This is a genomic window from Skermanella sp. TT6 (assembly GCF_016653635.2).
Classification (GTDB): Bacteria; Pseudomonadota; Alphaproteobacteria; order Azospirillales; family Azospirillaceae; genus Skermanella; species Skermanella cutis.
Map to the genome: position 1 here is coordinate 5,008,348 of NZ_CP067420.1, position 20,483 is coordinate 5,028,830.

19 protein-coding genes are annotated in these 20,483 nt (G+C 68.3%); 9 read left to right on the forward strand and 10 right to left on the reverse strand.

What is annotated here, in order from left to right:
- Positions 1-64: 64 nt before the first annotated feature.
- The 7 genes from pheT to pip all read right to left on the reverse strand — a co-directional run bounded on the left by pheT (position 65) and on the right by pip (position 6,494).
- Entirely contained in the window at positions 65-2,470 is a 2,406-nt protein-coding gene (gene pheT, locus IGS68_RS23320) for a phenylalanine--tRNA ligase subunit beta (protein WP_201074484.1), read from the reverse strand.
- A 12-nt stretch (positions 2,471-2,482) separates the two neighbouring features.
- Complete coding sequence (gene pheS / locus IGS68_RS23325; RefSeq protein WP_201074486.1) at positions 2,483-3,562, reverse strand: phenylalanine--tRNA ligase subunit alpha; 1,080 nt, start codon at positions 3,560-3,562, stop codon at positions 2,483-2,485.
- A 135-nt stretch (positions 3,563-3,697) separates the two neighbouring features.
- Positions 3,698-4,063: a 50S ribosomal protein L20 gene (gene rplT / locus IGS68_RS23330; RefSeq protein ID WP_201074488.1), complete on the reverse strand. Its 366-nt coding sequence runs from the start codon at positions 4,061-4,063 to the stop codon at positions 3,698-3,700.
- A gap of 16 nt (positions 4,064-4,079) precedes the next feature.
- Positions 4,080-4,280 carry a 50S ribosomal protein L35 gene (rpmI, locus tag IGS68_RS23335; protein ID WP_201074489.1) on the reverse strand — a complete coding sequence of 67 codons (201 nt, stop codon included), beginning with the start codon at positions 4,278-4,280 and terminating at the stop codon, positions 4,080-4,082.
- A 290-nt stretch (positions 4,281-4,570) separates the two neighbouring features.
- On the reverse strand, positions 4,571-4,768 hold the full coding sequence (locus tag IGS68_RS23340) for a hypothetical protein (RefSeq protein ID WP_201074492.1): 198 nt from the start codon (positions 4,766-4,768) through the stop codon (positions 4,571-4,573).
- A 128-nt stretch (positions 4,769-4,896) separates the two neighbouring features.
- Positions 4,897-5,433 (reverse strand): hypothetical protein, encoded by a 537-nt coding sequence (locus IGS68_RS23345; RefSeq protein ID WP_201074494.1) that lies wholly within the window; start codon positions 5,431-5,433, stop codon positions 4,897-4,899.
- A 110-nt stretch (positions 5,434-5,543) separates the two neighbouring features.
- Positions 5,544-6,494 carry a prolyl aminopeptidase gene (pip, locus tag IGS68_RS23350; RefSeq protein WP_201074496.1) on the reverse strand — a complete coding sequence of 317 codons (951 nt, stop codon included), beginning with the start codon at positions 6,492-6,494 and terminating at the stop codon, positions 5,544-5,546.
- A 100-nt stretch (positions 6,495-6,594) separates the two neighbouring features.
- Between pip and IGS68_RS23355 the strand changes: the two genes are divergently transcribed.
- Positions 6,595-7,377, forward strand: coding sequence for a thermonuclease family protein (locus IGS68_RS23355; RefSeq protein WP_201074497.1), 783 nt, complete (start codon positions 6,595-6,597; stop codon positions 7,375-7,377).
- Positions 7,378-7,467: 90 nt separating this feature from the next.
- On the opposite strand, the gene clpX is transcribed toward IGS68_RS23355, so the two are convergent.
- Positions 7,468-8,712, reverse strand: coding sequence for an ATP-dependent Clp protease ATP-binding subunit ClpX (gene clpX, locus IGS68_RS23360; protein WP_201074499.1), 1,245 nt, complete (start codon positions 8,710-8,712; stop codon positions 7,468-7,470).
- 406 nt (positions 8,713-9,118) lie between these two features.
- Here clpX and IGS68_RS23365 point away from each other — a divergent pair, with 406 nt between their 5' ends.
- On the forward strand, positions 9,119-11,038 hold the full coding sequence (locus IGS68_RS23365) for an adenylate/guanylate cyclase domain-containing protein (RefSeq protein WP_201074501.1): 1,920 nt from the start codon (positions 9,119-9,121) through the stop codon (positions 11,036-11,038).
- 24 nt (positions 11,039-11,062) lie between these two features.
- On the opposite strand, the gene htpG is transcribed toward IGS68_RS23365, so the two are convergent.
- Positions 11,063-12,943 carry a molecular chaperone HtpG gene (gene htpG / locus IGS68_RS23370; protein WP_201074503.1) on the reverse strand — a complete coding sequence of 627 codons (1,881 nt, stop codon included), beginning with the start codon at positions 12,941-12,943 and terminating at the stop codon, positions 11,063-11,065.
- A gap of 186 nt (positions 12,944-13,129) precedes the next feature.
- Between htpG and IGS68_RS23375 the strand changes: the two genes are divergently transcribed.
- The 3 genes from IGS68_RS23375 to IGS68_RS23385 are packed head-to-tail and all read left to right on the forward strand — an operon-like array spanning position 13,130 to position 16,920.
- Positions 13,130-15,670: a helicase-related protein gene (locus IGS68_RS23375; RefSeq protein ID WP_247881038.1), complete on the forward strand. Its 2,541-nt coding sequence runs from the start codon at positions 13,130-13,132 to the stop codon at positions 15,668-15,670.
- Complete coding sequence (locus tag IGS68_RS23380; protein ID WP_201074507.1) at positions 15,667-16,101, forward strand: RNA-binding S4 domain-containing protein; 435 nt, start codon at positions 15,667-15,669, stop codon at positions 16,099-16,101. Before IGS68_RS23375 ends, IGS68_RS23380 begins: the two co-directional genes overlap by 4 nt.
- A gap of 57 nt (positions 16,102-16,158) precedes the next feature.
- Entirely contained in the window at positions 16,159-16,920 is a 762-nt protein-coding gene (locus IGS68_RS23385; RefSeq protein ID WP_201074510.1) for a TerC family protein, read from the forward strand.
- A 24-nt stretch (positions 16,921-16,944) separates the two neighbouring features.
- On the opposite strand, the gene IGS68_RS23390 is transcribed toward IGS68_RS23385, so the two are convergent.
- Positions 16,945-17,562, reverse strand: coding sequence for a DUF938 domain-containing protein (locus IGS68_RS23390; protein WP_371821858.1), 618 nt, complete (start codon positions 17,560-17,562; stop codon positions 16,945-16,947).
- A gap of 140 nt (positions 17,563-17,702) precedes the next feature.
- Between IGS68_RS23390 and IGS68_RS23395 the strand changes: the two genes are divergently transcribed.
- The 4 genes from IGS68_RS23395 (at position 17,703) to IGS68_RS23410 (ending at position 20,435) form a co-directional block, all read left to right on the forward strand.
- Entirely contained in the window at positions 17,703-18,206 is a 504-nt protein-coding gene (locus IGS68_RS23395; RefSeq protein ID WP_201074512.1) for a tellurite resistance TerB family protein, read from the forward strand.
- An 84-nt stretch (positions 18,207-18,290) separates the two neighbouring features.
- A complete protein-coding gene (fdxA, locus tag IGS68_RS23400; RefSeq protein WP_201074514.1) occupies positions 18,291-18,629 on the forward strand; it encodes a ferredoxin FdxA in 339 nt (112 codons plus the stop codon).
- A 338-nt stretch (positions 18,630-18,967) separates the two neighbouring features.
- Positions 18,968-19,471: a CarD family transcriptional regulator gene (locus IGS68_RS23405; protein WP_201074515.1), complete on the forward strand. Its 504-nt coding sequence runs from the start codon at positions 18,968-18,970 to the stop codon at positions 19,469-19,471.
- A 187-nt stretch (positions 19,472-19,658) separates the two neighbouring features.
- Positions 19,659-20,435: a hypothetical protein gene (locus tag IGS68_RS23410; protein ID WP_247881039.1), complete on the forward strand. Its 777-nt coding sequence runs from the start codon at positions 19,659-19,661 to the stop codon at positions 20,433-20,435.
- The last annotated feature ends 48 nt before the right edge of the window (positions 20,436-20,483 follow it).

Here is a 20,483-nt window from a genome sequence, read left to right on the forward strand (position 1 = left end):
CCAAGGTTCAGGAGACCGCCGCCGGCGGCCTCCACCATTAAACCATGGACGGGACCGGTTGTTGTCAACCGCGCAAAGTGCCGCCGGTCGCCTTCGACACCGCGGCGACCACCTTCGCGCCGACCGCATCGATCTCCGCCTCGGTCAGCGGCTTGCCGGTGGGCTGGATGGTGACCGTGATGGCGAGCGACTTGGTGCCGGGATCGATCCCCTGCCCCTGGTAGACGTCGAAGACCGACACGTCGGTGATCAGCCCCTTGTCCGCCCCCTTGGCCGCCCGGACCAGCTTCTCGGCCTCGACCGAGGCGTCGACCAGGAACGCGAAGTCGCGCTGGATCGGCTGGAACAGCGACAGCCGCAGGAGAGGCTTGGCCGTCCCGCCTTTCTTCTTCGGCACCGGCACCGCGTCGAGCATCACCTCGAACGCCGCGACCGCGCCCTTGGCGCCCAGCGCGTCCAGCACTTCCGGATGCACCTCGCCGAACCGGGCGAGCACCGTCGGCCCGAGGCGCAGGACGCCGGAGCGGCCGGGGTGGTACCAGGCCGGCGCGTCGGTCGTGACCTGCAGGTTGCCCGTCGGGGCGCCTGCCGCCTCCAGCACCGCCAGGGCGTCGGCCTTGACGTCGAACGCGTCCACCGGGCGCTGCTTTTCCGCCCACTGGCGCGGCACCAGGGTTCCGGACCGGACGCCGGCGGCGACCGTGTCCTGCCCCTGCGGCGACGGGTCGCGGAAGACCGGGCCGACCTCGAACAGGCCGGTATCCGGATAGCCCCGGTCGGCGTTGCGGCCCACCGCCTGGATCAGGTTGGGCAGGATCGAGGGACGCATGACGTCCAGGTCCGAGCTGATCGGGTTCAGAAGCCGCAGCCCGTCCGTCACGCCGCCGAACAGATCCACGTGGGCGGACGACATGAAGGACCAGGTGACCGCCTCCGACAGGCCGCGCACGGCCAGCACGCGCCGGGCCATGGCCGTGCGCCTCTGCCGGGCGTTCAGGGCCGGCCGGGTGATCGCCGAGGTCCGCTCCAGCGGGATCGCGGGGATGTGCTCGTAGCCGTGGACGCGCAGCACCTCCTCGACCAGATCGGCCTCGCCGTGGATGTCGGCGCGCCAGCTCGGCGGCAGCACGGCCATCACGCCGTCCCCCCGCTCCGTCACGCCGAAGCCCAGCGCCTCCAGGATACGTACCTGTTCCGGTACCGGAACATCGACCCCGCCCAGCTCCAGGGTACGGCCGGGCCGCAGGGTCAGCTCGCGCCGCCAGGACGGCTCCGATCCGGCGACCACCAGCTCGCTGGCAGTGCCGCCGCAGATCTCCAGGATCAGCCGGGTCGCGATCTCGACGCCGGGGATCACGAAGGCGGGATCGACGCCACGCTCGAACCGATAGCGGGCGTCGCTGTCGATCGACAGCCTGCGGCCGGTCTGGGCCGTGCGCACCGGGTCGAACAGCGCCGCCTCCAGGAACACGTCGGTCGTCGTCCCGGTGACGCCGGTGCCCTCGCCGCCCATGACGGCGCCCAGGCTGACCACGCCGCTGTCGTCGGCGATCACGGTCATGCCTTCTTCCAGGGCGTATTCCTTGCCGTTCAGGGCCAGCAGCGTCTCCCCCGCGCGGGCCGGACGCACGGTCAGCCCGCCCCGCAGCTTGCCCGCGTCGAACACGTGCAGCGGACGCGCGATGTCGTGGGTCAGCAGGTTGGTGATGTCGACCAGCGCGGAGATCGGCCGGAGCCCGATGGACAGGAGCCGGTCCTGCAGCCAGCGCGGGCTCGGACCGTTCCTCACCCCGCGGATCAGGCGGCCGACGAACATCGGGCAGGCCTGCTCCTCCCCGGCCCCGAAATCGAGCGTGACGCCGATCGGGCTGGGAAAGGCGCCCGGCACCGGCGTGGTCTCCAGCGGCTTCAGCTCGCCCAGGCCGGCCGCGGCGAGGTCGCGGGCGATGCCGCGGACGCCGGCGCAGTCGGCCCGGTCCGGCGTCAGCGAGACGTCGATCAGGGGATCGTCCAGGCCGACTACCGAGGCGAAGGGGGCTCCCACCGGGGCATCCTCGGGCAGGTCGATGATGCCCTCATGGGCGTCCGACAGGCCCATTTCGCGCTCGGAACAGAGCATCCCGTTGGACTCGACGCCTCGGATGACGCCCTTCTTCAACTCCGCGCCGGTCGCCGGGATGACCGAGCCGGTCGGCGCGAAGACGCCCTTCATGCCCGTTCGGGCATTGGGAGCGCCGCAGACGACCTGGACCGTTTCGGATCCGGTATCGACCATGCAGACGCGCAGCTTGTCGGCGTCGGGGTGCTTCTCGGCGGAGACCACGTAGGCCACGCGGAAGGCTTCCAAACCCTTGGCGCGGTCGACGACCTCCTCGACCTCCAGGCCGAGGGATGTGAGCTTCGAAGAAATCGTCTCGACGTCGGCCCCGGTGTCCAGGTGGGCCTTCAGCCAGGAAAGGGTGAGCTTCATCGTCGGCTGTCCTTATCGGTTCAGGCCCTGGGCCAGGGAAGGCACGTCGAGGGGCACGAAGCCGTAATGCTTCAGCCAGCGCAGGTCGGCCTCGAAGAAGGTGCGCAGGTCGGGGATGCCGTATTTCAGCATGGCGATGCGTTCGATGCCCATGCCGAAGGCGAAGCCCTGGTACTTGGTGCTGTCGATGCCGCAGTTCTCCAGCACGTTCGGATGCACCATGCCGCAGCCCAGGATCTCCAGCCAGTCGCCGAAGTTGCCGATCTTCAGTTCGCCGCCGCGGCGCAGGCAGCCGATGTCGACTTCCGCCGACGGCTCGGTGAAGGGGAAGAAGCTGGGCCTGAAGCGCAGCGGCAGGTCGTCCACGTCGAAGAACGCGCGGCAGAACTCGACCAAGCAGCCGCGGAGGTGCGCCATGCTGGTCTTCTCGTCCACGACCAGCCCCTCGACCTGATGGAACATCGGGGTGTGGGTCATGTCGTAATCGGAACGATACGTGCGGCCGGGGATGATCACGCGGATCGGCGCCTTGTCGGCCAGCAGCGAGCGGACCTGCACCGGCGAGGTATGCGTGCGCAGGAGCATGCGGCTGCCGTCGGTCGGACGGTCCGGCAGGTAGAAGGTGTCGTGCATGTCGCGCGCCGGATGGCCGGGCGGGAAGTTCAGCGCCGTGAAGTTATGGAAATCGTCCTCGATGTCCGGCCCTTCGGCGACCGAGAACCCCATGTCGGCGAAGATCGCGGTGAGCTCGTCGATGGTCTGGGTGATCGGATGGACGCGGCCCTGGGTCTCCGCCCGGACCGGCAGGGTGACGTCGATGCGTTCGGCATCCAGGCGCCGGGCGAGCTCCGCCTTGTGCAGCTCGGCCTTGCGGGCGTCCAGCACCGCCCCGACCTCGTCCTTCAGGGCGTTCATCTGCTGGCCGCGTTCCTTGCGCTCCTCGGGGGACAGGGTGCGCATGTCGGCCATCAGGCCCGTGATGCGGCCCTTCTTGCCCAGTGCGGCGACGCGGACCTCTTCCAGCGCGGCCAGATCGGCGGCCTGGCTCACCGCCGTCAGCAATTCCGTCTTCAGCGCTTCGAGAGCGGACATGGGTTCCTCGTCAAGGTTGGGCGCCGCCGGAAACGGGTGCGGCAAGCGCGAAAAGGGGGCCAGCCCAGCCGGGCGGCCCCCTAGTCAATTGCCGTCGATCGCTCTGGCGCCCGCTTCGGCGGACGCCGGAAAAGATCAAGCAGCCTGGGCGAGAGCGGCCTGGGCCTTGTCGACCAGGACCTTGAACGCTTCCGGCTCGCGCGCGGCGATGTCGGCCAGGACCTTGCGGTCCACGTCGATGCCGGCCCGCTTGATGCCGTTCATGAAGCGCGAGTAGGTCAGGCCGTGCTGACGGACGCCGGCGTTGATACGCTGGATCCACAGGCCCCGGAACTCGCGCTTCTTGTTGCGGCGGTCGCGGTAGGCGTAACGGAGCGCCTTCTCGACCTTCTGGATCGCAATGCGGAAGCACTTGCTGGAACGGCCGCGATAGCCCTTGGCCAGCTTGAGGATCTTACGGTGACGGGCGTGGGTGGTTACGCCCCGCTTGACACGTGCCATGGTTCAGCTCTCCCGATCAGGCGTTGCGCAGGAAGTTCTTCAGGATGATCTCGCCATCCTGCGGCGCGAGCACCATGGTGCCGCGCGCGTTGCGCTTCATCTTCTGGGTACGCTTGACCATGCCGTGGCGCTTGCCGGCGGCCTGGGCCTTGACCCGGCCGGAGGCCGTCACCTTGAAGCGCTTCTTCGAACCGCTATGGGTCTTCAACTTGGACATTTCTGCTCCCAAGAACCTGGAGTGACATATCAGAGCGGTTGGGCATGTCCGTAGGGTCCACCGACCCGGCCTCGCCGCCCGAATGAGCCGTGGGTTATAGTGGGGCGCGCGGGCGAAAGCAAGCCGGCAGTGCGTCCGCGGTCACATCCTGGAAAACGTCCCGGCGGGTGGTCGCGGCTGCGCAGTCGGCCCACGCGAGGCGGGCGACGCGTTCCGCCGGCGACAGTGTTTCAGAACCCCCGGGGGCGGCCGGCGCCGGCAGTGGCTCGCGGAACGTCACCGCTTCCCCGTCAGAAGGCGGCATCGAGGAGTCGGCGCGCCAGGCGATCGGCCGGCGGGACCGGCCGGCCTGCGCCGAAGTCGCGGAGCGGCTTCGCCGATTCGAAGCCGTGGATTTCGGGGATCGGCGCCCCCCTTGCCTCGGCCTGCGGCGATCCGCGGAAAGCTTCTTCCCGGCATGGTCTGCGAAATGCGCGGCGGTCCGACATGGGTGTTCTCCGGTCTGCATGCCCGGATGAATGATACCCGCGGAGCCCCGGCCGACTAACCCGGACGCGGTCGTATACTGCTAAAATTAGATGCATATATGCCGAGGTCCGGCGCGCCGGACCGGCGGCTACTTCCCGCCGAACGGAACCGCCAGCGTGAAGTTCAGCACTTCGCCGCTGTCACCCGTCGAGGTGCCGACCTGGGCCGGATTGGTCACGTGGAAGTATGTCGCACCCAACCGCCAGTCGTTCGAGAATTCGTAGGCGGCGGCGATGCCGGTGCGGATCTCGATCTGTCCATTGTTCGGATCGGTCGGGTCGCGGATCTCGCCCCTGTCGGCGACCCCGGCCGCGATGCTCGGCGTAAAGATGAAGCTCTCGCCCAGCGACAGTTCAAGGCCGATGCCGCCCTGGGTGCCGCCGGAAATGACCGCGTTGCGGTCGCTGGGCGCCAGGGCCGAGCCGGCCGATTCGGGGACGAACAGCCAGTATTTGAGCCCCAGGCCCCACTCCAGCTGGACGTTGGAATTGGGCTCGGCCGGCTTCAGGTCGAAATAGCCCACGCCGCCGGTGATGTATTCCGGCTTCGGCTGGGTGGAATTGATCTGGGCCGTGGCCTCGGCTGCCGTCAGGCAGAATCCAAGCGCGACCACGACTGCCATCATGCGACGCATCTGGATCACAAAGCCCCCTGTTCTGAAGCGCGGGACCTAGCATATAGGCGGAAGTGTAACATCTGGTAAATAGTGCATGCGGCGATGCAATACACTCACCCTCAGGCCAGATGCTTGAATTTTTCCGTAGCCGCAACGAGGGCAGCCCGAATGCCCGGCTCCATGGCCGAATGTCCCGCATCCGGAACGATCACGTAGTCGGCTTCCGGCCATGCGCGATGCAGTTCGTCCGCGGTGGCGATCGGACAGACGATGTCGTATCGGCCCTGGACGATCACCGCGGGGATCCCGCGGATCCGGCCGAGACCTTCCAGCAGGCGGTTCTCCGGCGTGAACAGGTTGTTGCGGAAGTAGTGGGCTTCGATCCGGGCGAGGCCGAGGGCGTGGGTATCCTCGCCGGAGGCGGAGAGGAGCTCCGGGCTGGGCAGCAAGGTCGAGCAGGCGCCCTCGTAGACGCTCCAGACCCGGGCCGCCGCCATGCGCATGCCGTAGTCGGAGCCGGTCAGCCGCCGGTAGTAGGACTCGAGCAGGTCTCCGCGCTCCTCGGCGGGCAGGAAATTGGAGAAGTTGGCCCAGGCTTCCGGAAAGATCGTCCTCATGTGGTACAGGAACCACTGGATCTCCGACCGGCGCATCAGGAAGATGCCGCGCAGCATCAGGCTGATGCAGCGCTTCGGGTGCGCCTGCGCATAGGCCAGTCCCAGGGTGCTGCCCCAGGACCCGCCGAACACGTGCCAGCGCTCGATGCCCAGTTCGGTCCGGAGCTGTTCGAGGTCGGCGATCAGGTGGTCGGTGGTATTATCGCGGATCTCCCCCAGCGGGGTCGAGCGCCCGGCGCCGCGCTGGTCCATGATGACGATACGGTAATGGGACGGGTCGAAGAAACGCCGGTGCGTGGGCGACGCCCCGGCGCCCGGCCCGCCGTGCAGGAAGACCACCGGTACGCCGCGCGGGTTGCCCGACTGTTCCCAGTAGAGGGTATGGATCGCATCGACCTGGAGCAGACCGGTCTGGTATGGATCGAGCGGAGGGAACAACTCGGTGCGGGGCATAGGAGCGGGCCGTATGAAGTGGAGCGGATTGAAGTCTATGGGACGGCGCGCACCGTGGCAAAGCCGCGTTGCACGGGCAACAGAAAACGGACCGGCCATTTTGGCGCGGGCGATCGCCCTGGCCGCCCTGCTGTTCCAGTCCTGGACCGGCACGGCCGCGGCGGACTTGCCCCGCGACCTGGCGAGGGGGGCTGCCGCGACCGTGGTCGAGGTGATCGACGGCGACACCGTGGTGCTGGATACCGGCGGCGAGGTGCGGCTGGTCGGCATCCAGGCGCCCAAGCTGCCCCTCGGCCGGCCGAACTTCAAGGAATGGCCGCTGGCGCGCGAAGCGAAGGCGGAACTGGAGAAGCTGGTTCTCGGCCGGCGCGTGACGCTGTCCCACGGCGGCGCCCGGGGCGACCGCCACGGCCGGATTCTCGCCCACCTGCACACCGAAGACGGGACCTGGGCGCAAGGGGAGATGCTGGGCCGCGGCCTCGCCCGCGTCTACACCTTCCCCGACAACCGCGCCGCGGCGAACGAGATGCTCGGCCGGGAAACGGCAGCCAGGGAAGCCAAGCTAGGGATCTGGACGCTCGGCTACTACCGCGTACAGGACGCGGACGGCAAGGTCGGTCCCCCGGACACGTACCAGCTCGTCGAAGGTACGGTCAGGCAGGTCGCGGACGTACGGGGCCGCATCTTCCTGAATTTCGGCGAGGACTACCGCAAGGATTTCACCGCCACGGTGGCGCCGAAGGACGTCCGGACCTTCTCGGCGTCCGGAGTGGACATCGAGTCGCTGCAAGGGAAGAAGCTCAGGCTGCGGGGCTGGCTGTACGAGCGGAACGGCCCCGCCATGGACCTGACCCATCCGGAACAGGTCGAGGTGCTGGAGTGACCGCGCCGCAGGCGTCCTCCCGGCCGCCAAAGGAAAATGGCGGCCGGGTCTTCCGACCCGGCCGCCATTCTTCCGGAACCGTCAGGGACGTTACGCCGTGCGGCGCTGGGACAACAGGCGAAGCGGCTTGGCCTTGCCTTCGACGGCCTCGCGGTTGATCACCACGCTGTCGACGCCGGTCATGCCCGGCAGTTCGAACATGATGTCCAGCAGCACGGCCTCCATGATGGACCGCAGGCCGCGGGCGCCGGTCTTGCGCTGCATCGCCTTGCGGGCGATCGCCGCCAGGGCGTCCTCGGTGAACTCGAGGCTGACCTGCTCCAGCTCGAACAGCCGCTGGTACTGCTTGACCAGCGCGTTCTTCGGCTCGGTCAGCACCTTGATCAGGGCCGCCTCGTCCAGGTCCTCCAGAGTCGCGACCACCGGCAGGCGGCCGACGAATTCCGGGATCATGCCGAACTTCAGCAGGTCCTCCGGCTCGACCTCGCGCAGCAGCTCGCCGATGCCCCGTTCGTCCGGCCCCTTCACGTCGGCCCCGAAGCCCATGACGGTGCCGCGGTTGCGCTGCGCGATGACCCGGTCCAGGCCGGCGAAGGCGCCGCCGCAGATGAACAGGATGTTGGAGGTGTCGACCTGGATGAACTCCTGGCCCGGATGCTTGCGGCCGCCCTGGGGCGGGACCGAGCAGACGGTGCCCTCGACGATCTTGAGCAGGGCCTGCTGGACGCCCTCGCCCGACACGTCGCGGGTGATCGAGGTGTTCTCGCCCTTGCGCGAGATCTTGTCGATCTCGTCGATATAGACGATGCCGCGCTGCGCCCGCTCGACATTGTAGTCGGCCGCCTGGAGCAGCTTCAGGACGATGTTCTCGACGTCCTCGCCGACATAGCCGGCCTCGGTCAGCGTGGTCGCGTCGGCGACGGCGAAGGGCACGTCGATGATGCGGGCCAGGGTCTGGGCGAGCAGCGTCTTGCCCGAGCCGGTGGGACCCAGCAGCAGGACGTTGGACTTGGCGATTTCGACCTCGCCCCGCCCGGCCCCCGCCCCGTTGGCGAGGCGCTTGTAGTGGTTGTGAACCGCTACCGCCAGCACCTTCTTGGCCTGGGCCTGCCCGATGACATAGCTGTCGAGCGTCGCCGCGATCTCCCTCGGCGACGGGGTGCCGACCGCCTTGGTGTCCCTTTCCTTGTTCTCCTCCCGAATGATGTCGATGCAGAGATCGACGCATTCGTTGCAGATGAACACGGCCGGGCCGGCGATCAGCTTCACCACTTCATGCTGGCTCTTGCCGCAGAAGGAGCAGTAGAGGGTCTGGTTCGAGTGTTCTTTCGTCATATCCGGGCTGTACCTTGGTCCCTGCGAGCAACCGGAACTGCATCACGACTCGATGCGGCGAAGCGGTGTGGATTGTCCGCGTCTATCCACAATGTATGGTGCATCCCCAACAGTTAACAGTTCCGAGGTGGATTTTCTGCGTAGAAGGTTCCAGCCTGTTGCAGCACTGCACGATCATACCAGTCCTGCACACCTTTCATGCCAGCGTCAACACGACGCATGACATAGAACGCCGTTGGCCTGTAAGCGGTTCGGTATGCCGTGGCATGCATGACACGCTACCACGCCTCCGGTCACACGCCATCATGCAAAACCTCCTGAAGCGCGGGCGCACCCGTCTGAACCGCCGGTCGCCCCCCTACGATCGCGATTGCCGCCGGGGTCGCCACCGGGTAAGTTCCCGGCCATGACCGAAGCGGCCGACCACGCACCGACACCCTTGGTCGCTCCCCCCGCCGCCCTGATGCCGACCTCCCCGATGACCGGGCAGGCCGCCGGACGGCGCCGCCGCCTGCGTCTGCCGATCGCCGCCGTGCTCGTGGCGGGGTTCGGCACCCTGATGCTGGCCGCGGTGGCAAGCGTCCTCATCCTGGGGCTCAGCAGCGCCGGGCGCAACACTTTTGCCTTGCTGAACGACAAGGCCGACTTGGCGATCGACAATGTCGTGGTGAGGGTCCGCCACCAGCTCGATCCGGCGCGCGATCAGATCACGTACCTGAACCGGCTGATCGAAAGCGGAAAACTGGATCCGGATGATCCGGAAGCCATGCGCGACACCTTGCGCGGGGCGCTGGCCGCGACGCCCCAGGTGACCGGGATCGGCTTCGCGCCTCTCAACCAGATAATGACGAGGGCCGGCCGAATCAACGGCGAGATGGTGGAGAGCACGCTCGACCTGTCCGCCTCGCCCGAGATGACCGCGGCCATGGCGGAGGCCAGGGACCGCCAGGGTCCTTTCTGGGTCGAGCCGATGTGGTCGCCCGAGGTGAAGACGACGCTGCTGACCGTGCGCATGGGGGTGCGGCGCGACGACCGCTTCATCGGCATGCTGATCGTCGGGGTCTCCATCGGCGACCTCTCGCGCTTCCTGTCGGAACTGTACGTCGACGAGGGGCTCAGCGCCTTCGTCCTCTACGGCCGGGAGCACGTGCTGGCCCACCAGGCGCTGCGCTACAAGGAATTCGACTTTTCCGACCATGGCGGCGGACTGCCGCTGCCGCGGATCGACCAGGTCGACGACCCGGTGCTCGCCAGCCTGTGGCGCAACAGCCGGCCGGCGGACACCTTCGCGATCCCCGGACGCAACTCGGCCAACGCCGAGGTGGTCGAGATCGGCGACGACAGCCACCTGTTCCTGCTGCGCACGCTGGAGGGCTACGGCGCCCAGCCCTGGACCGTCGGTATCAATTACCGCCTGGACGAGGTCGGGGTGGAGGTCGAGCGGCTGTGGACGACCGGGCTGGTCGGATTCGGCATCCTGCTGGTGTCGGTCGGCGCCGCCCTGTGGATCGGGCGTGCCATCAGCCGCCAGATCGCCCGCCTGGCCGCGGCGGCGGCCAGCGTCAGCGCGCTCGACTTCCGCGGCGCCCCGACCCTGCCCGACAGCCGCTTCCGCGAGCTGGCGAACGCGGCGGACGCCTTCAATTCCATGGTCGCCGGGCTGCGCTGGTTCGAGACCTATGTTCCCAAGGGGCTGGTGCTGCGCCTGATCCGCCGCAGCGCCCAGGGCGGCGGCACGTCGGGCCTCGTCTCGGAGGAACGGCAGGTGACCGTGATGTTCACCGACATCCGGGGCTTCAGCACCCTGGCGGAGGATCTCGGCGCCGCCGAGACCGCGGCCCTGCTGAACAGCCACTTCACCCTGCTGGCCACCTGCATCGAGGCCGAGGGCGGCACGGTGGACAAGTTCATCGGCGACGCGATCATGGCGTTCTGGGGCGCCCCGGAAGTCCAGCACGACCATGCCGCGCGCGCTCTCCGCGCGGCCCGCGCCATGGCGCTGGCGCTGCGGGCCGACAACGCCAAGCGCATCGCGGTCGGCCTGCCGGCGGTGCGGATCCGCGTCGGCCTGCACAGCGGCCCGGTGGTGGTCGGCAACATCGGCTCGGCCAGCAGGATCAACTACACCATCGTCGGCGACAGCGTGAACACGGCCGCCCGGATCGAGGAACTGGGCACCGCGATGCAGGGCGATGCCGAGATCATCGTGCTGGTGGGCGCCACGACCGCGGCGGAGAGCGGCGGCTGCGTCCCGCTCAGCCCGCTGGGTCCCCAGAGACTGCGCGGGCGAAGCGGCCGGGTCGAGGTGTTCAGGCTGGACGCCTGAGCACCCCTCCCTTCCCGGCCGTCTCTAGGCCGCCAAGCCCAGGCCCTTCTCCATCACCAGCGCCAGGCGGCGCGAGAAGGCGGCCGGATCCGGGATCGGCTCGCCCTCGACGATGCGGGCCTGGTCGAGCAGCAGCCAGGCGACGTCCTCGATGTTGTCGGAGAGACCCTCCTTCGCCGCCATCCCGGTCAGCCGGCGGATCAGCGGGTGGGTCGGGTTGACCTCCAGGATGCGCTTGGCGCCGCCGTCGAGCTGGCGGTGCTGCTTCAGCAGGCGCTCCAGGTGCATGTCCATGTCGCCCTCGTCGGCCACTAGGCAGACCGGGCTGTCCGTCAGCCGCTCGGAGATCCGGACGTCCTTTACCGAGTCGGCCAGGGTCAGCTTCAGCGCCGCGACCAGGCTGCCCAGGTCGTTCTCGGCGGGCTTCTCCTCTTCCTTCTTCTCGGGCTCGCTCTCGGCCTTGATCTTGGACAGGTCGGCGCCGCCGCGGGTGACCGACTTGAACTTCTTCTCCTTGTACTCGGCGACCGAGGGGATCCAGAACTCGTCCACCGGGTCGGTCAGGAGCAGCACCTCGACGCCGCGGGCCTTGAAGCCCTCCAGCTGCGGGCTGCGGCGAAGCGCCTCGATGTCGTCGCCGGTGATGTAGAAGATCGCGTCCTGGCCTTCCTTCATGCGGCCGACATAGTCGTCCAGCGAGACCAGCCCGTCGGAGCCCGTGCTGCGGAAGCGCATCAGCCTGGTCAGCTGCTCGCGGTGTTCGTAGTCCTCGTACAGGCCTTCCTTCAGGACGGCGCCGAAGTTCTCCCAGAACGACGCGTACGATTCGGCCTGCTCAGCGTCGTCGGCCTTCTTCACGAGGTCGCCCAGCACGCGGCGGACGATGCCGGCGCGGATCTTGGCCAGCATCGGGTTGTGCTGGAGCATCTCGCGGCTGATGTTGAGCGGCAGGTCCTCGCTGTCCACCACGCCGCGCAGGAACCGCAGGTACGGCGGCAGCAGCCCCTCGGCCTCGTCGGTGATGAAGACGCGCTTGACGTACAGCTTCACCCGGTGCCGCCGGTCGGGGTTGAACAGGTCGAACGGCTTGGCCGAGGGAACGAACAGCAGGCTGGTGTATTCGATCTTGCCTTCGGCCCGCCAGTGCAGGGTCAGCCAGGGATCGTCGAAGGCGTGGCCGACATGGTGGTAGAATTCCTTGTACTCGTCGGCCGTGATCTCGTTCCTGGACCGGGTCCACAGCGCCGAGGCCCTGTTCAGCGCCTGGGCGTCGGCGGCGTCGCCGAACAGGATCGGCAAGGCGATATGGTCGCTGTATTTCTGGACGATCCGCCGCAGCCGGTGTTCCTCCAGGAACTCGCCCTCGTCGGCCTTCAGGTGCAGCACGACTCGGGTGCCGCGCGGGGCCTCATCCGCCTCGCTGACCGTGAACTCGCCGCGCCCGTCCGAGACCCAGCGCCAGCCCTGGCTCTCGCCCGCCTTGCGGGTCAGCACCTCGACCTTGTCCGACACCATGAAGGCCGAATAGAAGCCGACGCCGAACTGGCCGATCAGGCCGATGTCCTTCTTGGCGTCGCCGGTCAGCTTGTTCATGAAGGCCGCGGTGCCCGACCGCGCGATGGTCCCCAGGTTCTCGATCAGATCCTCGCGGTTCATGCCGATGCCGTTGTCCGCCACCGTCAGGGTCTTGGCGTCGGCGTCGGTCAGCAGGCGGATCTTGAGGTCGGGATCGTCAGCCGAAAGCTCCGGCTGGGTCAGGGCGGCGTAGCGCAGACGGTCGCAGGCGTCGGATGCGTTCGAGATCAGCTCGCGCAGGAACACCTCCTTCTCGCTGTAGAGGGAGTGCGCGACCATGTCGAGCAGGCGGCTGACCTCGGCCTGGAAACTGAGCCGTTCCTCGGACATTGCAGTATCACCTTCGGATATAGGTTCGGTGCCTTGAGCAGGCTGATGGTAAGGTGCGCCAGATATGTGAAATGCCGCGAAAAGCTGCAACCCCTTCCGGCACCGGAGCGTGAGGGGCGATAACGCCCCTTGCAATGCAGCACGCGAACCCCAATGCTCTCCCCCATGAGCGCAGCATCTTCTGGCGTGGCCTTTCAGCACCAGGGTCAGCACCAGGGGCGGGTTACCGCAGTCCTTGGGCCGACGAACACCGGCAAGACCTTTCTCGCCATCGAGCGGATGCTGGGTCACAGGTCGGGCATGATCGGGTTCCCGCTGCGCCTTCTCGCGCGCGAGAACTACGACAAGATCGTCAAGGCGAAGGGCCGTCACGCGGTGGCGCTGGTCACCGGCGAAGAGAAGATCATCCCGCCGCGCGCCGTCTATTTCGTCTGCACGGTCGAATCGATGCCGCTGGACCGGCCCGTCGCCTTCATGGCGGTGGACGAGATCCAGCTCTGCGCCGACCCGGAACGCGGCCACATCTTCACGGACCGGCTGCTCAACGCCCGCGGCATGGACGAGACCATGTTCCTGGGCGCCGACACCGTCCGGCCGCTGATCCAGAGGCTGGTGCCCCGGGCCGAGTTCATCAGCCGACCGCGATTCTCGTCGCTGACCTATGCCGGGCACAAGAAGCTGACCCGGCTGCCGCCGCGCTCCGCCGTCGTCGCCTTCTCCGCGACCGACGTCTACACCATCGCCGAGCTGATCCGCCGGCAGCGGGGCGGCACCGCCGTGGTGCTGGGGGCGCTCAGTCCGCGCACCCGCAACGCCCAGGTGTCGCTGTACCAGACCGGCGAGGTCGATTACCTCGTCGCGACCGACGCGATCGGCATGGGGCTGAACATGGACGTGGACCATGTCGCCTTCGCCCGGCTGACCAAGTTCGACGGGCACGCCCCGCGCAAGCTCCGCCCGACCGAGATCGCCCAGATCGCCGGGCGCGCCGGCCGCCACATGACCGACGGCACCTTCGGCACCACCGGCGACCTGAACGGCCTGGACGCGGAGACGGTCAACGCGGTGGAGAACCACCAGTTCGAGTCGCTCAAGGCGATCATGTGGCGGAACACCGCGCTGCGGTTCGAGAGCCCGGGCGCGCTGATCAAGAGCCTGGAGCAGCGCCCGCCCCGGCCGGAGCTGATGCGCGCCCGGGACGCCGACGACTACCTGTCGCTGGTGGCGCTGTCGCGCGACCAGGAGATAGCCTCCCTGGCGACCAACCGCGGGGCCGTGCGGCTGCTGTGGGAGGTCTGCCAGATCCCCGACTTCCGCAAGGTCCTGTCCGACGCCCATACCCGACTGCTGTCCCAGATCTACCGCCACCTGATGACGCCGGAAGCCCGCCTGCCGGAGGACTGGGTCGCCAAGCAGGTCGCCCGGATGGACAGAACCGAGGGCGACATCGATACCCTGGTCTCGCGAATCGCCCATATCCGGACCTGGACCTACATCTCGCACCGGCCGGACTGGCTGACCGACCCGGCCCACTGGCAGGCCCAGTCCCGCGCGATCGAGGACAAGCTGTCCGACGCCCTGCACGAGCGGCTGACCCAGCGATTCGTCGACCGGCGCTCCGCCGTGCTGGCGCGCACCCTGGCCGGCGGCGGCGAACTCCTGGCCGCCGTCACCGCCGCAGGCGAGGTGCTGGTGGAAGGTCACCATGTCGGCCGGCTGGAGGGCTTCCACTTCACGCTCGACCCCGAGGTGCGGGAGGACGACGTGCGAGCCTTCATGAGCGCCGCGCGCCGGGCGCTTCGCGACGAGATCGGCCGGCGGGTCCGCCTGCTGGAACAGGCGGGCGATGACAGGATCGACCTGCGGCCCGACGGCATCCTGGCCTGGGACGGCCATCCCGTGGCGCGTCTTGGCCCGGGCACGTCGGTCCTGACCCCGGCGGTGATCCCGCTGCACGACGACCTGTTCGAGTCGGGGCAGCGCGACCGGGTGCGGGCGCGGCTCGGCCGCTGGGTCGAAGGGTTCGTCAAGGAGCGGCTGGCGCCCTTGTTCAAGCTGCGCGAGGCCGATCTGGCCGGCCCGGCGCGCGGGCTGGCCTTCCAGCTTTCCGAGTCGCTGGGCAGCCTCGCCCGGCCCGACCTTGAGCCGCTGATCGCCGGCTTCAGCAAGGCCGACCGGCAGGCGCTCAACCGGCTGGGCGTGCGGCTGGCGACCAGCCAGGTTTTCCTGCCGGCCCTGATCAAGCCCCGGGCGGTGGAGACCCGCGGCCTCTTGTGGGCCGTGCTGCACGGCGGCCACGCCGCGATGCCCCTGCCCCCGCCCACTCCGCCGGCCGGCCGGGTCTCGGTCGCGACCGATGCCGTGCCGCCAGGCTTCTGGGAAGCGGTGGGCTATCCGCCGATGGGACCGCGGGCGCTCCGGGCCGACATCCTGGAGCGGTTCGAGCGCGAACTGTACAGGCGGTCCGGCGAGGGCCCGTTGACCGCGGCGCCCGACCTGGCCCAGATGATCGGCAGCACGCCCCAGGACCTGGAAGGGGTGCTGGCGGCCATGGGATACCGCCGCAGGGAGGACGAGGCCGGCGCCGTCACCTGGGCGCGCGGCAAGCCGCCGCGCCGCCGGCAGGAGCGGAAGGGCCGGCGCCGCGGTGCCGCGGCCAATCCGCGCGCGGAGGCGTCCCCGGACTCCCCCTTCGCCAAGCTGAGGCAGATCGAGTTCATGCGATGACAGCGGACGAGGATCGGGACGAGGATCAGGGCGACGGCGGGGCCGCCACCGCCCGGGAGCTGGCGTCCGGCAGGCTGCGGCTCGACAAGTGGCTCTGGTACGCCCGCTTCTTCAAGACGCGCAGCCTGGCGGCGAAGCTCTGCGCGGCCGGGGCCGTCCGCATCGGCGGCGCGCCGGTCACCAAGGCGCATCACGCCGTCAAGCCGGGCGACGTGCTGACCTTCGCCCAGGGGCGCCATATCCGGATCATCAAGGTGGTCGCCCTGGGCTCCCGGCGCGGTCCGGCGCCGGAAGCCCAGGCGCTGTACGAGGATCTGTCGCCGCCGGCGCCAGAGACGGCGATGGCCCGTCCGGCGGAACGCCCCTCCGGGGCCGGCCGGCCGACCAAGGCGGAACGGCGGGCGACCGAAAGGCTGCGGTCGGATTCCTGAGTCGATTCGCCGGGTCGGCGCGGAACTTACCTGCTGCTGCCCGGTTCTCAGCGCGCCATGCCAGACATCCTCGCCGATCCCCATACCTGGGCCAGCCTGTTGACCTTGACCGTGCTCGAAATCGTGCTCGGCATCGACAACATCATCTTCATCTCGATCATGGCCGGGCGGCTGCCGCCGGAGCGGCAGGCGCGCGGGCGGCAGGTCGGCCTGGCGCTGGCGCTGGTCACCCGCCTGGGCCTGCTCGCCTCGATCGCCTGGATCTCGACCCTGACCAACCCGCTGTTCACGGTCGGCGAGTTCGACGTGTCGATACGCGACCTCGTGCTGATCGTCGGCGGCCTGTTCCTGCTGGCCAAGGGGACCACGGAAATCCATCACAACCTGGAGGGCGAGGACGAGGAGGCCGGGGGGAAGGGCACCGCGACCTTCACCTCCGTGGTGATCCAGATCATGATGCTGGACATCGTCTTCTCGCTGGATTCGGTGATCACCGCGGTCGGCATGGCGCAGCACCTGGAAGTCATGATGGCCGCCGTCATCATCGCCGTGGGCGTCATGCTGTTCGCGTCGGGCCCCGTCAGCCGGTTCGTCAACGACCATCCCACGGTCAAGATGCTGGCGCTCAGCTTCCTGCTGCTGGTCGGCGTCGCCCTGATCGCCGACGGCCTGCACTTCCACATCCCGAAGGGCTACCTGTACTTCGCGATCGCCTTCTCGATCCTCGTCGAGTCGCTGAACCTGCTGGCGAACCGGAGGCGGCGGCGCAAGCGCGGCCTGGCCGGCCGGCCCGCCGGCAGCCCGCGCGCGGCGGGGTGACCCGCGGAACTCGGCCGGGCCGCCTCAGCCCCGCCGGAAGACCACGGACAGGTTGTTGGCCGGCATCTCGATGACCTCGTCCAGGGTGAGGCCGGAGCCGGCCGCCGCCGCGCAGACCTCCTCCAGGTCGCGCACCCCCCACTCGGCGTTCTGCGCCTTCAGGGAATGGTCGAAATCCTCGTTGCTCGGCGCGGTGTGCCGCCCGTCCCGCCTGTACGGGCCGTACAGATAGAGCGGCGCGCCCGTCGGCAGGGTGCGCCCCGCCCCCGCCATCAGGCCCTGGGTCGCCGGCCAGGGGGAGATATGGATCATGTTGATGCAGACGATGGCGTCGGCGTGAGTGACGGGCCAGGCGCGGGCCGCGGCGTCCAGGCTGGCCGGAGCCGTGACGTTGGTGACGCCGGTCTCGGCGATCCAGGCCCGGATGCTGGCCCGGTTGTCGGGGTCCGGATCGGTCGGATGCCAGATCAGGTCGGGCAGCGAGCCGGCCAGGAAGACGGCGTGCTCGCCGCTGCCGCTGGCGATCTCCAGCACGGTGCCGGCGGCGGGAAGCACGCGCCGAAGCACGCCCAGGATAGGTTCCCTGTTGCGCTGGGTCGCCGGGGCATGGCGGCGGTGGTCTGGGCCGGCTGCGGTCATCATGGCGAGCAGGCTAGTGCCTCCCGCACCCGAGGGCAAGGGTCAGCAGGGGTCGTCATCGACAGGACAGCCCCCATATCTGACGGACTGCATGGTTTCGCGATACCGGCCCGGCGATGGGCCGCAAGGATGGGATTTCCGTAATGCTGGCTCGACTGAAAGCACTGTTGATGGATGCCGACGAAACGGCCCGGCGGGCCGGGCGGCACTCGCGCGACGAGGTGCAACTGGCGGCCGCGACGCTGCTGGTCGAGGCGGCGCGCCTGGACGACGAGTTCGGCGAGCGCGAGCGCGCCCGCATCCGCGACCTGCTCGAGGGGCGCTTCTCCCTGTCGGGCGCCGAGGCGGAAGACCTTCTGGCCGAGGCCGAGACGGTGACGGAGGGGCCGGCCCAGTGGCACCGCTTCACCTCCACCCTGAAAGACCGCTTTTCCGACCAGGAACGCATTCAGATGATTGAAATGCTCTGGGAAGTGGTCTACGCCGATGGCGAACTGCACGATCTGGAAGCCAGCCTCTTGCGCAGGGTGGGCGGACTGCTCTACGTCTCCGACCGCGACCGTGGTGCGGCCCGGATGCGCGTGCTTCAACGGCTGGGCATCGCCGACTCCACGCTGGAGGCGCCGACCGGAGAGAGCTCGAACTAGAGATCTCCATCTGACTGAACTGCTGCCGGCCCCCGGGACCAGGACGAAGCCCGGGCGTCCGAAGAGGATAAAGGGAAAGCGAGCATGCCCTACGTCGTCACCGAACAGTGCATCAAGTGCAAATATACCGACTGCGTCGAGGTGTGCCCCGTCGACTGCTTCTACGAGGGGGAGAACATGCTTGTGATCCACCCCGACGAATGCATCGACTGCGGCGTCTGCGAACCGGAATGCCCGGCCGAGGCGATCGTCCCGGACACCGAGCCCGATGCGGAGAAGTGGCTGGAGCTGAACCGGGAGTATTCCCTGCAATGGCCGAACCTGACCCGCAAGAAGGACGCGGCGCCCGAGGCCGAGGAGTTCAAGGGAGCCCCGGACAAATTCGAGAAGTTCTTCAATCCCAATCCGGGATCTGGCAACTGAACGTTGGGCTGGCGCGCTATTCGTCAGCCTGAAAGTTTATTCTTACGTTCCGCCATGCAATTCCCGCAGGTCCGCCATCGTGCGACCGGCGGGAGCTTGCTTATGACCAAGACGTTATATCTTTGTAACGCCCTCCTCACTTCCTATATAATGGCGGCCCTAGGCCCGGTCGCTTTCGCGCGCGTCCCGGGCTTGCGATGCTCCAGGCTCGGATTGCCTTATTCGTCGGCCCTTGAACCTCATGGGGGCTGGTGGATGGCGCTTCAGCCTTTCGTTGTCCCGAGGCATCCGGCCGGGACAGCCGGGTGCCAGCGAGCGTGAAGTGAGAGCCAACAGGAATGATGAACAAGCTTGAGTTCACGGCCGGTGATTTCGTCGTCTACCCGGCCCACGGGGTCGGTCGTGTCGAGGGAATCGAAACGCATCATATTGCCGGCCAGACCGTAACGCTTTACGCCATCACCTTCGAGAAGGAGCGCATGACGCTGAAGGTACCGGTGGGTAAGGCCAAGGACTCAGGTCTCCGCCGCCTCAGCTCCAAGGACCGGATCAAGGTCGCGCTGGAGACGCTCCAGGGCCGTTCGCGCGCCCGCCGCGCCATGTGGAGCCGCCGCGCCCAGGAATACGAAGCCAAGATCAATTCCGGCGACCCTGTCTCGATCGCCGAAGTGGTGCGCGACCTGTATCGCGGCAGCGACCAGCCCGACCAGTCCTACAGCGAACGCCAGATCTACCAGGCGGCACTGGAGCGGCTCGCCCGGGAGCTGGCCGCCGTCGAGAAGATCGACGAGATGAAGGCCACGGAACGGCTCGAGGCCGTCCTGACCAAGGCCGCCGCCTGAGCTGCGCGGAAGCTGGGGCCGGGGACCGCAACAATCCCCGGCCACTCCCTTTTATCGGCTTTTGCTGGGCACGCCGGGCGCCTAAACTCCGGCCACAGTCCAAGCCGGACCGGAGTTGCGTTTACGCGTCCTGATGTCAGACAATCAGAAATTTGCAGATATCGGCCATCCCAAGCGGATCTGGGCCGTGGGTGCCGTCCATGGCGAAGTCGACCGTCTGGCGGCATTGCATGCCGACATCGGCCGGCGGTTCACGCCGGGCGATCGGCTCGTCTACACCGGCAACATGATAGGCCGGGGTACCGCGGTTCGGGAAACGATGGACGAATTGCTGTCGTTCCGCCGGACCCTCATCGCGATGCCCGGCATGCTGGCGGAGGATGTCGTCTATCTCCGCGGCGCCCAGGAGGAGATGTGGCAGAAGCTGCTCCAGCTTCAGTTCGCGCCCGATCCGGCCGTCGTCCTGAGTTGGATGCTCCGGCAGGGCGCCGACGCGACCCTGGCTGCCTATGGCGGCAACCCGGACCAGGGCCTGGCCGCCGCGCGCGACGGGGCCGTCGCGATCACGCGCTGGACCAACAGCCTGCGGGGCGCCATGCGCGGGCACCCCGGTCACGAAAACGTGATGAGCGCGCTGCGCCGCGCCGCCTACACCAGCCAGCCCGGCGCCGGACCGGCCGAACGCAATCCTGCGGGCGTCCTGCTGGTCTCCTCCGGCATCGAGATTTCCCGGCCGCTGGCGGCCCAGGGCGACACCTTCTGGTGGGGCGGTACCGGATTCGGACGCATCGACCAGCCCTACGACCAGTTCCGCCGCATCGTCCGCGGGTACGACCCCGGACGCGGAGGTATCCAGGCTGGTGATTTCACGGTCACCCTGGATGGCGGATGCGGTTTCGGCGGCCCGCTGGTCTGCGGCTGCCTCGCCGCCTCGGGGGAGATCCTTGAGCTGATAGAGGTCTGAAGCGGCGGCCGGCCGGCTGAAAAAACTTCCTTCCCGATGTGATCCGGG

Coding starts and splice junctions, on each gene's coding strand:
- pheT (WP_201074484.1), bottom strand. CDS start 2,470: ATGAAGCTCACCCTTTCCTGGCTGAAGGCCCACCTGGACACCGGGGCC.
- rpmI (WP_201074489.1), bottom strand. CDS start 4,280: ATGTCCAAGTTGAAGACCCATAGCGGTTCGAAGAAGCGCTTCAAGGTG.
- IGS68_RS23395 (WP_201074512.1), top strand. CDS start 17,703: ATGCTGGCTCGACTGAAAGCACTGTTGATGGATGCCGACGAAACGGCC.
- rplT (WP_201074488.1), bottom strand. CDS start 4,063: ATGGCACGTGTCAAGCGGGGCGTAACCACCCACGCCCGTCACCGTAAG.
- IGS68_RS23380 (WP_201074507.1), top strand. CDS start 15,667: ATGACAGCGGACGAGGATCGGGACGAGGATCAGGGCGACGGCGGGGCC.
- fdxA (WP_201074514.1), top strand. CDS start 18,291: ATGCCCTACGTCGTCACCGAACAGTGCATCAAGTGCAAATATACCGAC.
- IGS68_RS23405 (WP_201074515.1), top strand. CDS start 18,968: ATGATGAACAAGCTTGAGTTCACGGCCGGTGATTTCGTCGTCTACCCG.
- IGS68_RS23385 (WP_201074510.1), top strand. CDS start 16,159: ATGCCAGACATCCTCGCCGATCCCCATACCTGGGCCAGCCTGTTGACC.
- IGS68_RS23345 (WP_201074494.1), bottom strand. CDS start 5,433: ATGATGGCAGTCGTGGTCGCGCTTGGATTCTGCCTGACGGCAGCCGAG.
- IGS68_RS23390 (WP_371821858.1), bottom strand. CDS start 17,562: ATGATGACCGCAGCCGGCCCAGACCACCGCCGCCATGCCCCGGCGACC.
- IGS68_RS23365 (WP_201074501.1), top strand. CDS start 9,119: ATGACCGAAGCGGCCGACCACGCACCGACACCCTTGGTCGCTCCCCCC.
- IGS68_RS23340 (WP_201074492.1), bottom strand. CDS start 4,768: ATGTCGGACCGCCGCGCATTTCGCAGACCATGCCGGGAAGAAGCTTTC.
- pip (WP_201074496.1), bottom strand. CDS start 6,494: ATGCCCCGCACCGAGTTGTTCCCTCCGCTCGATCCATACCAGACCGGT.
- htpG (WP_201074503.1), bottom strand. CDS start 12,943: ATGTCCGAGGAACGGCTCAGTTTCCAGGCCGAGGTCAGCCGCCTGCTC.
- pheS (WP_201074486.1), bottom strand. CDS start 3,562: ATGTCCGCTCTCGAAGCGCTGAAGACGGAATTGCTGACGGCGGTGAGC.
- clpX (WP_201074499.1), bottom strand. CDS start 8,712: ATGACGAAAGAACACTCGAACCAGACCCTCTACTGCTCCTTCTGCGGC.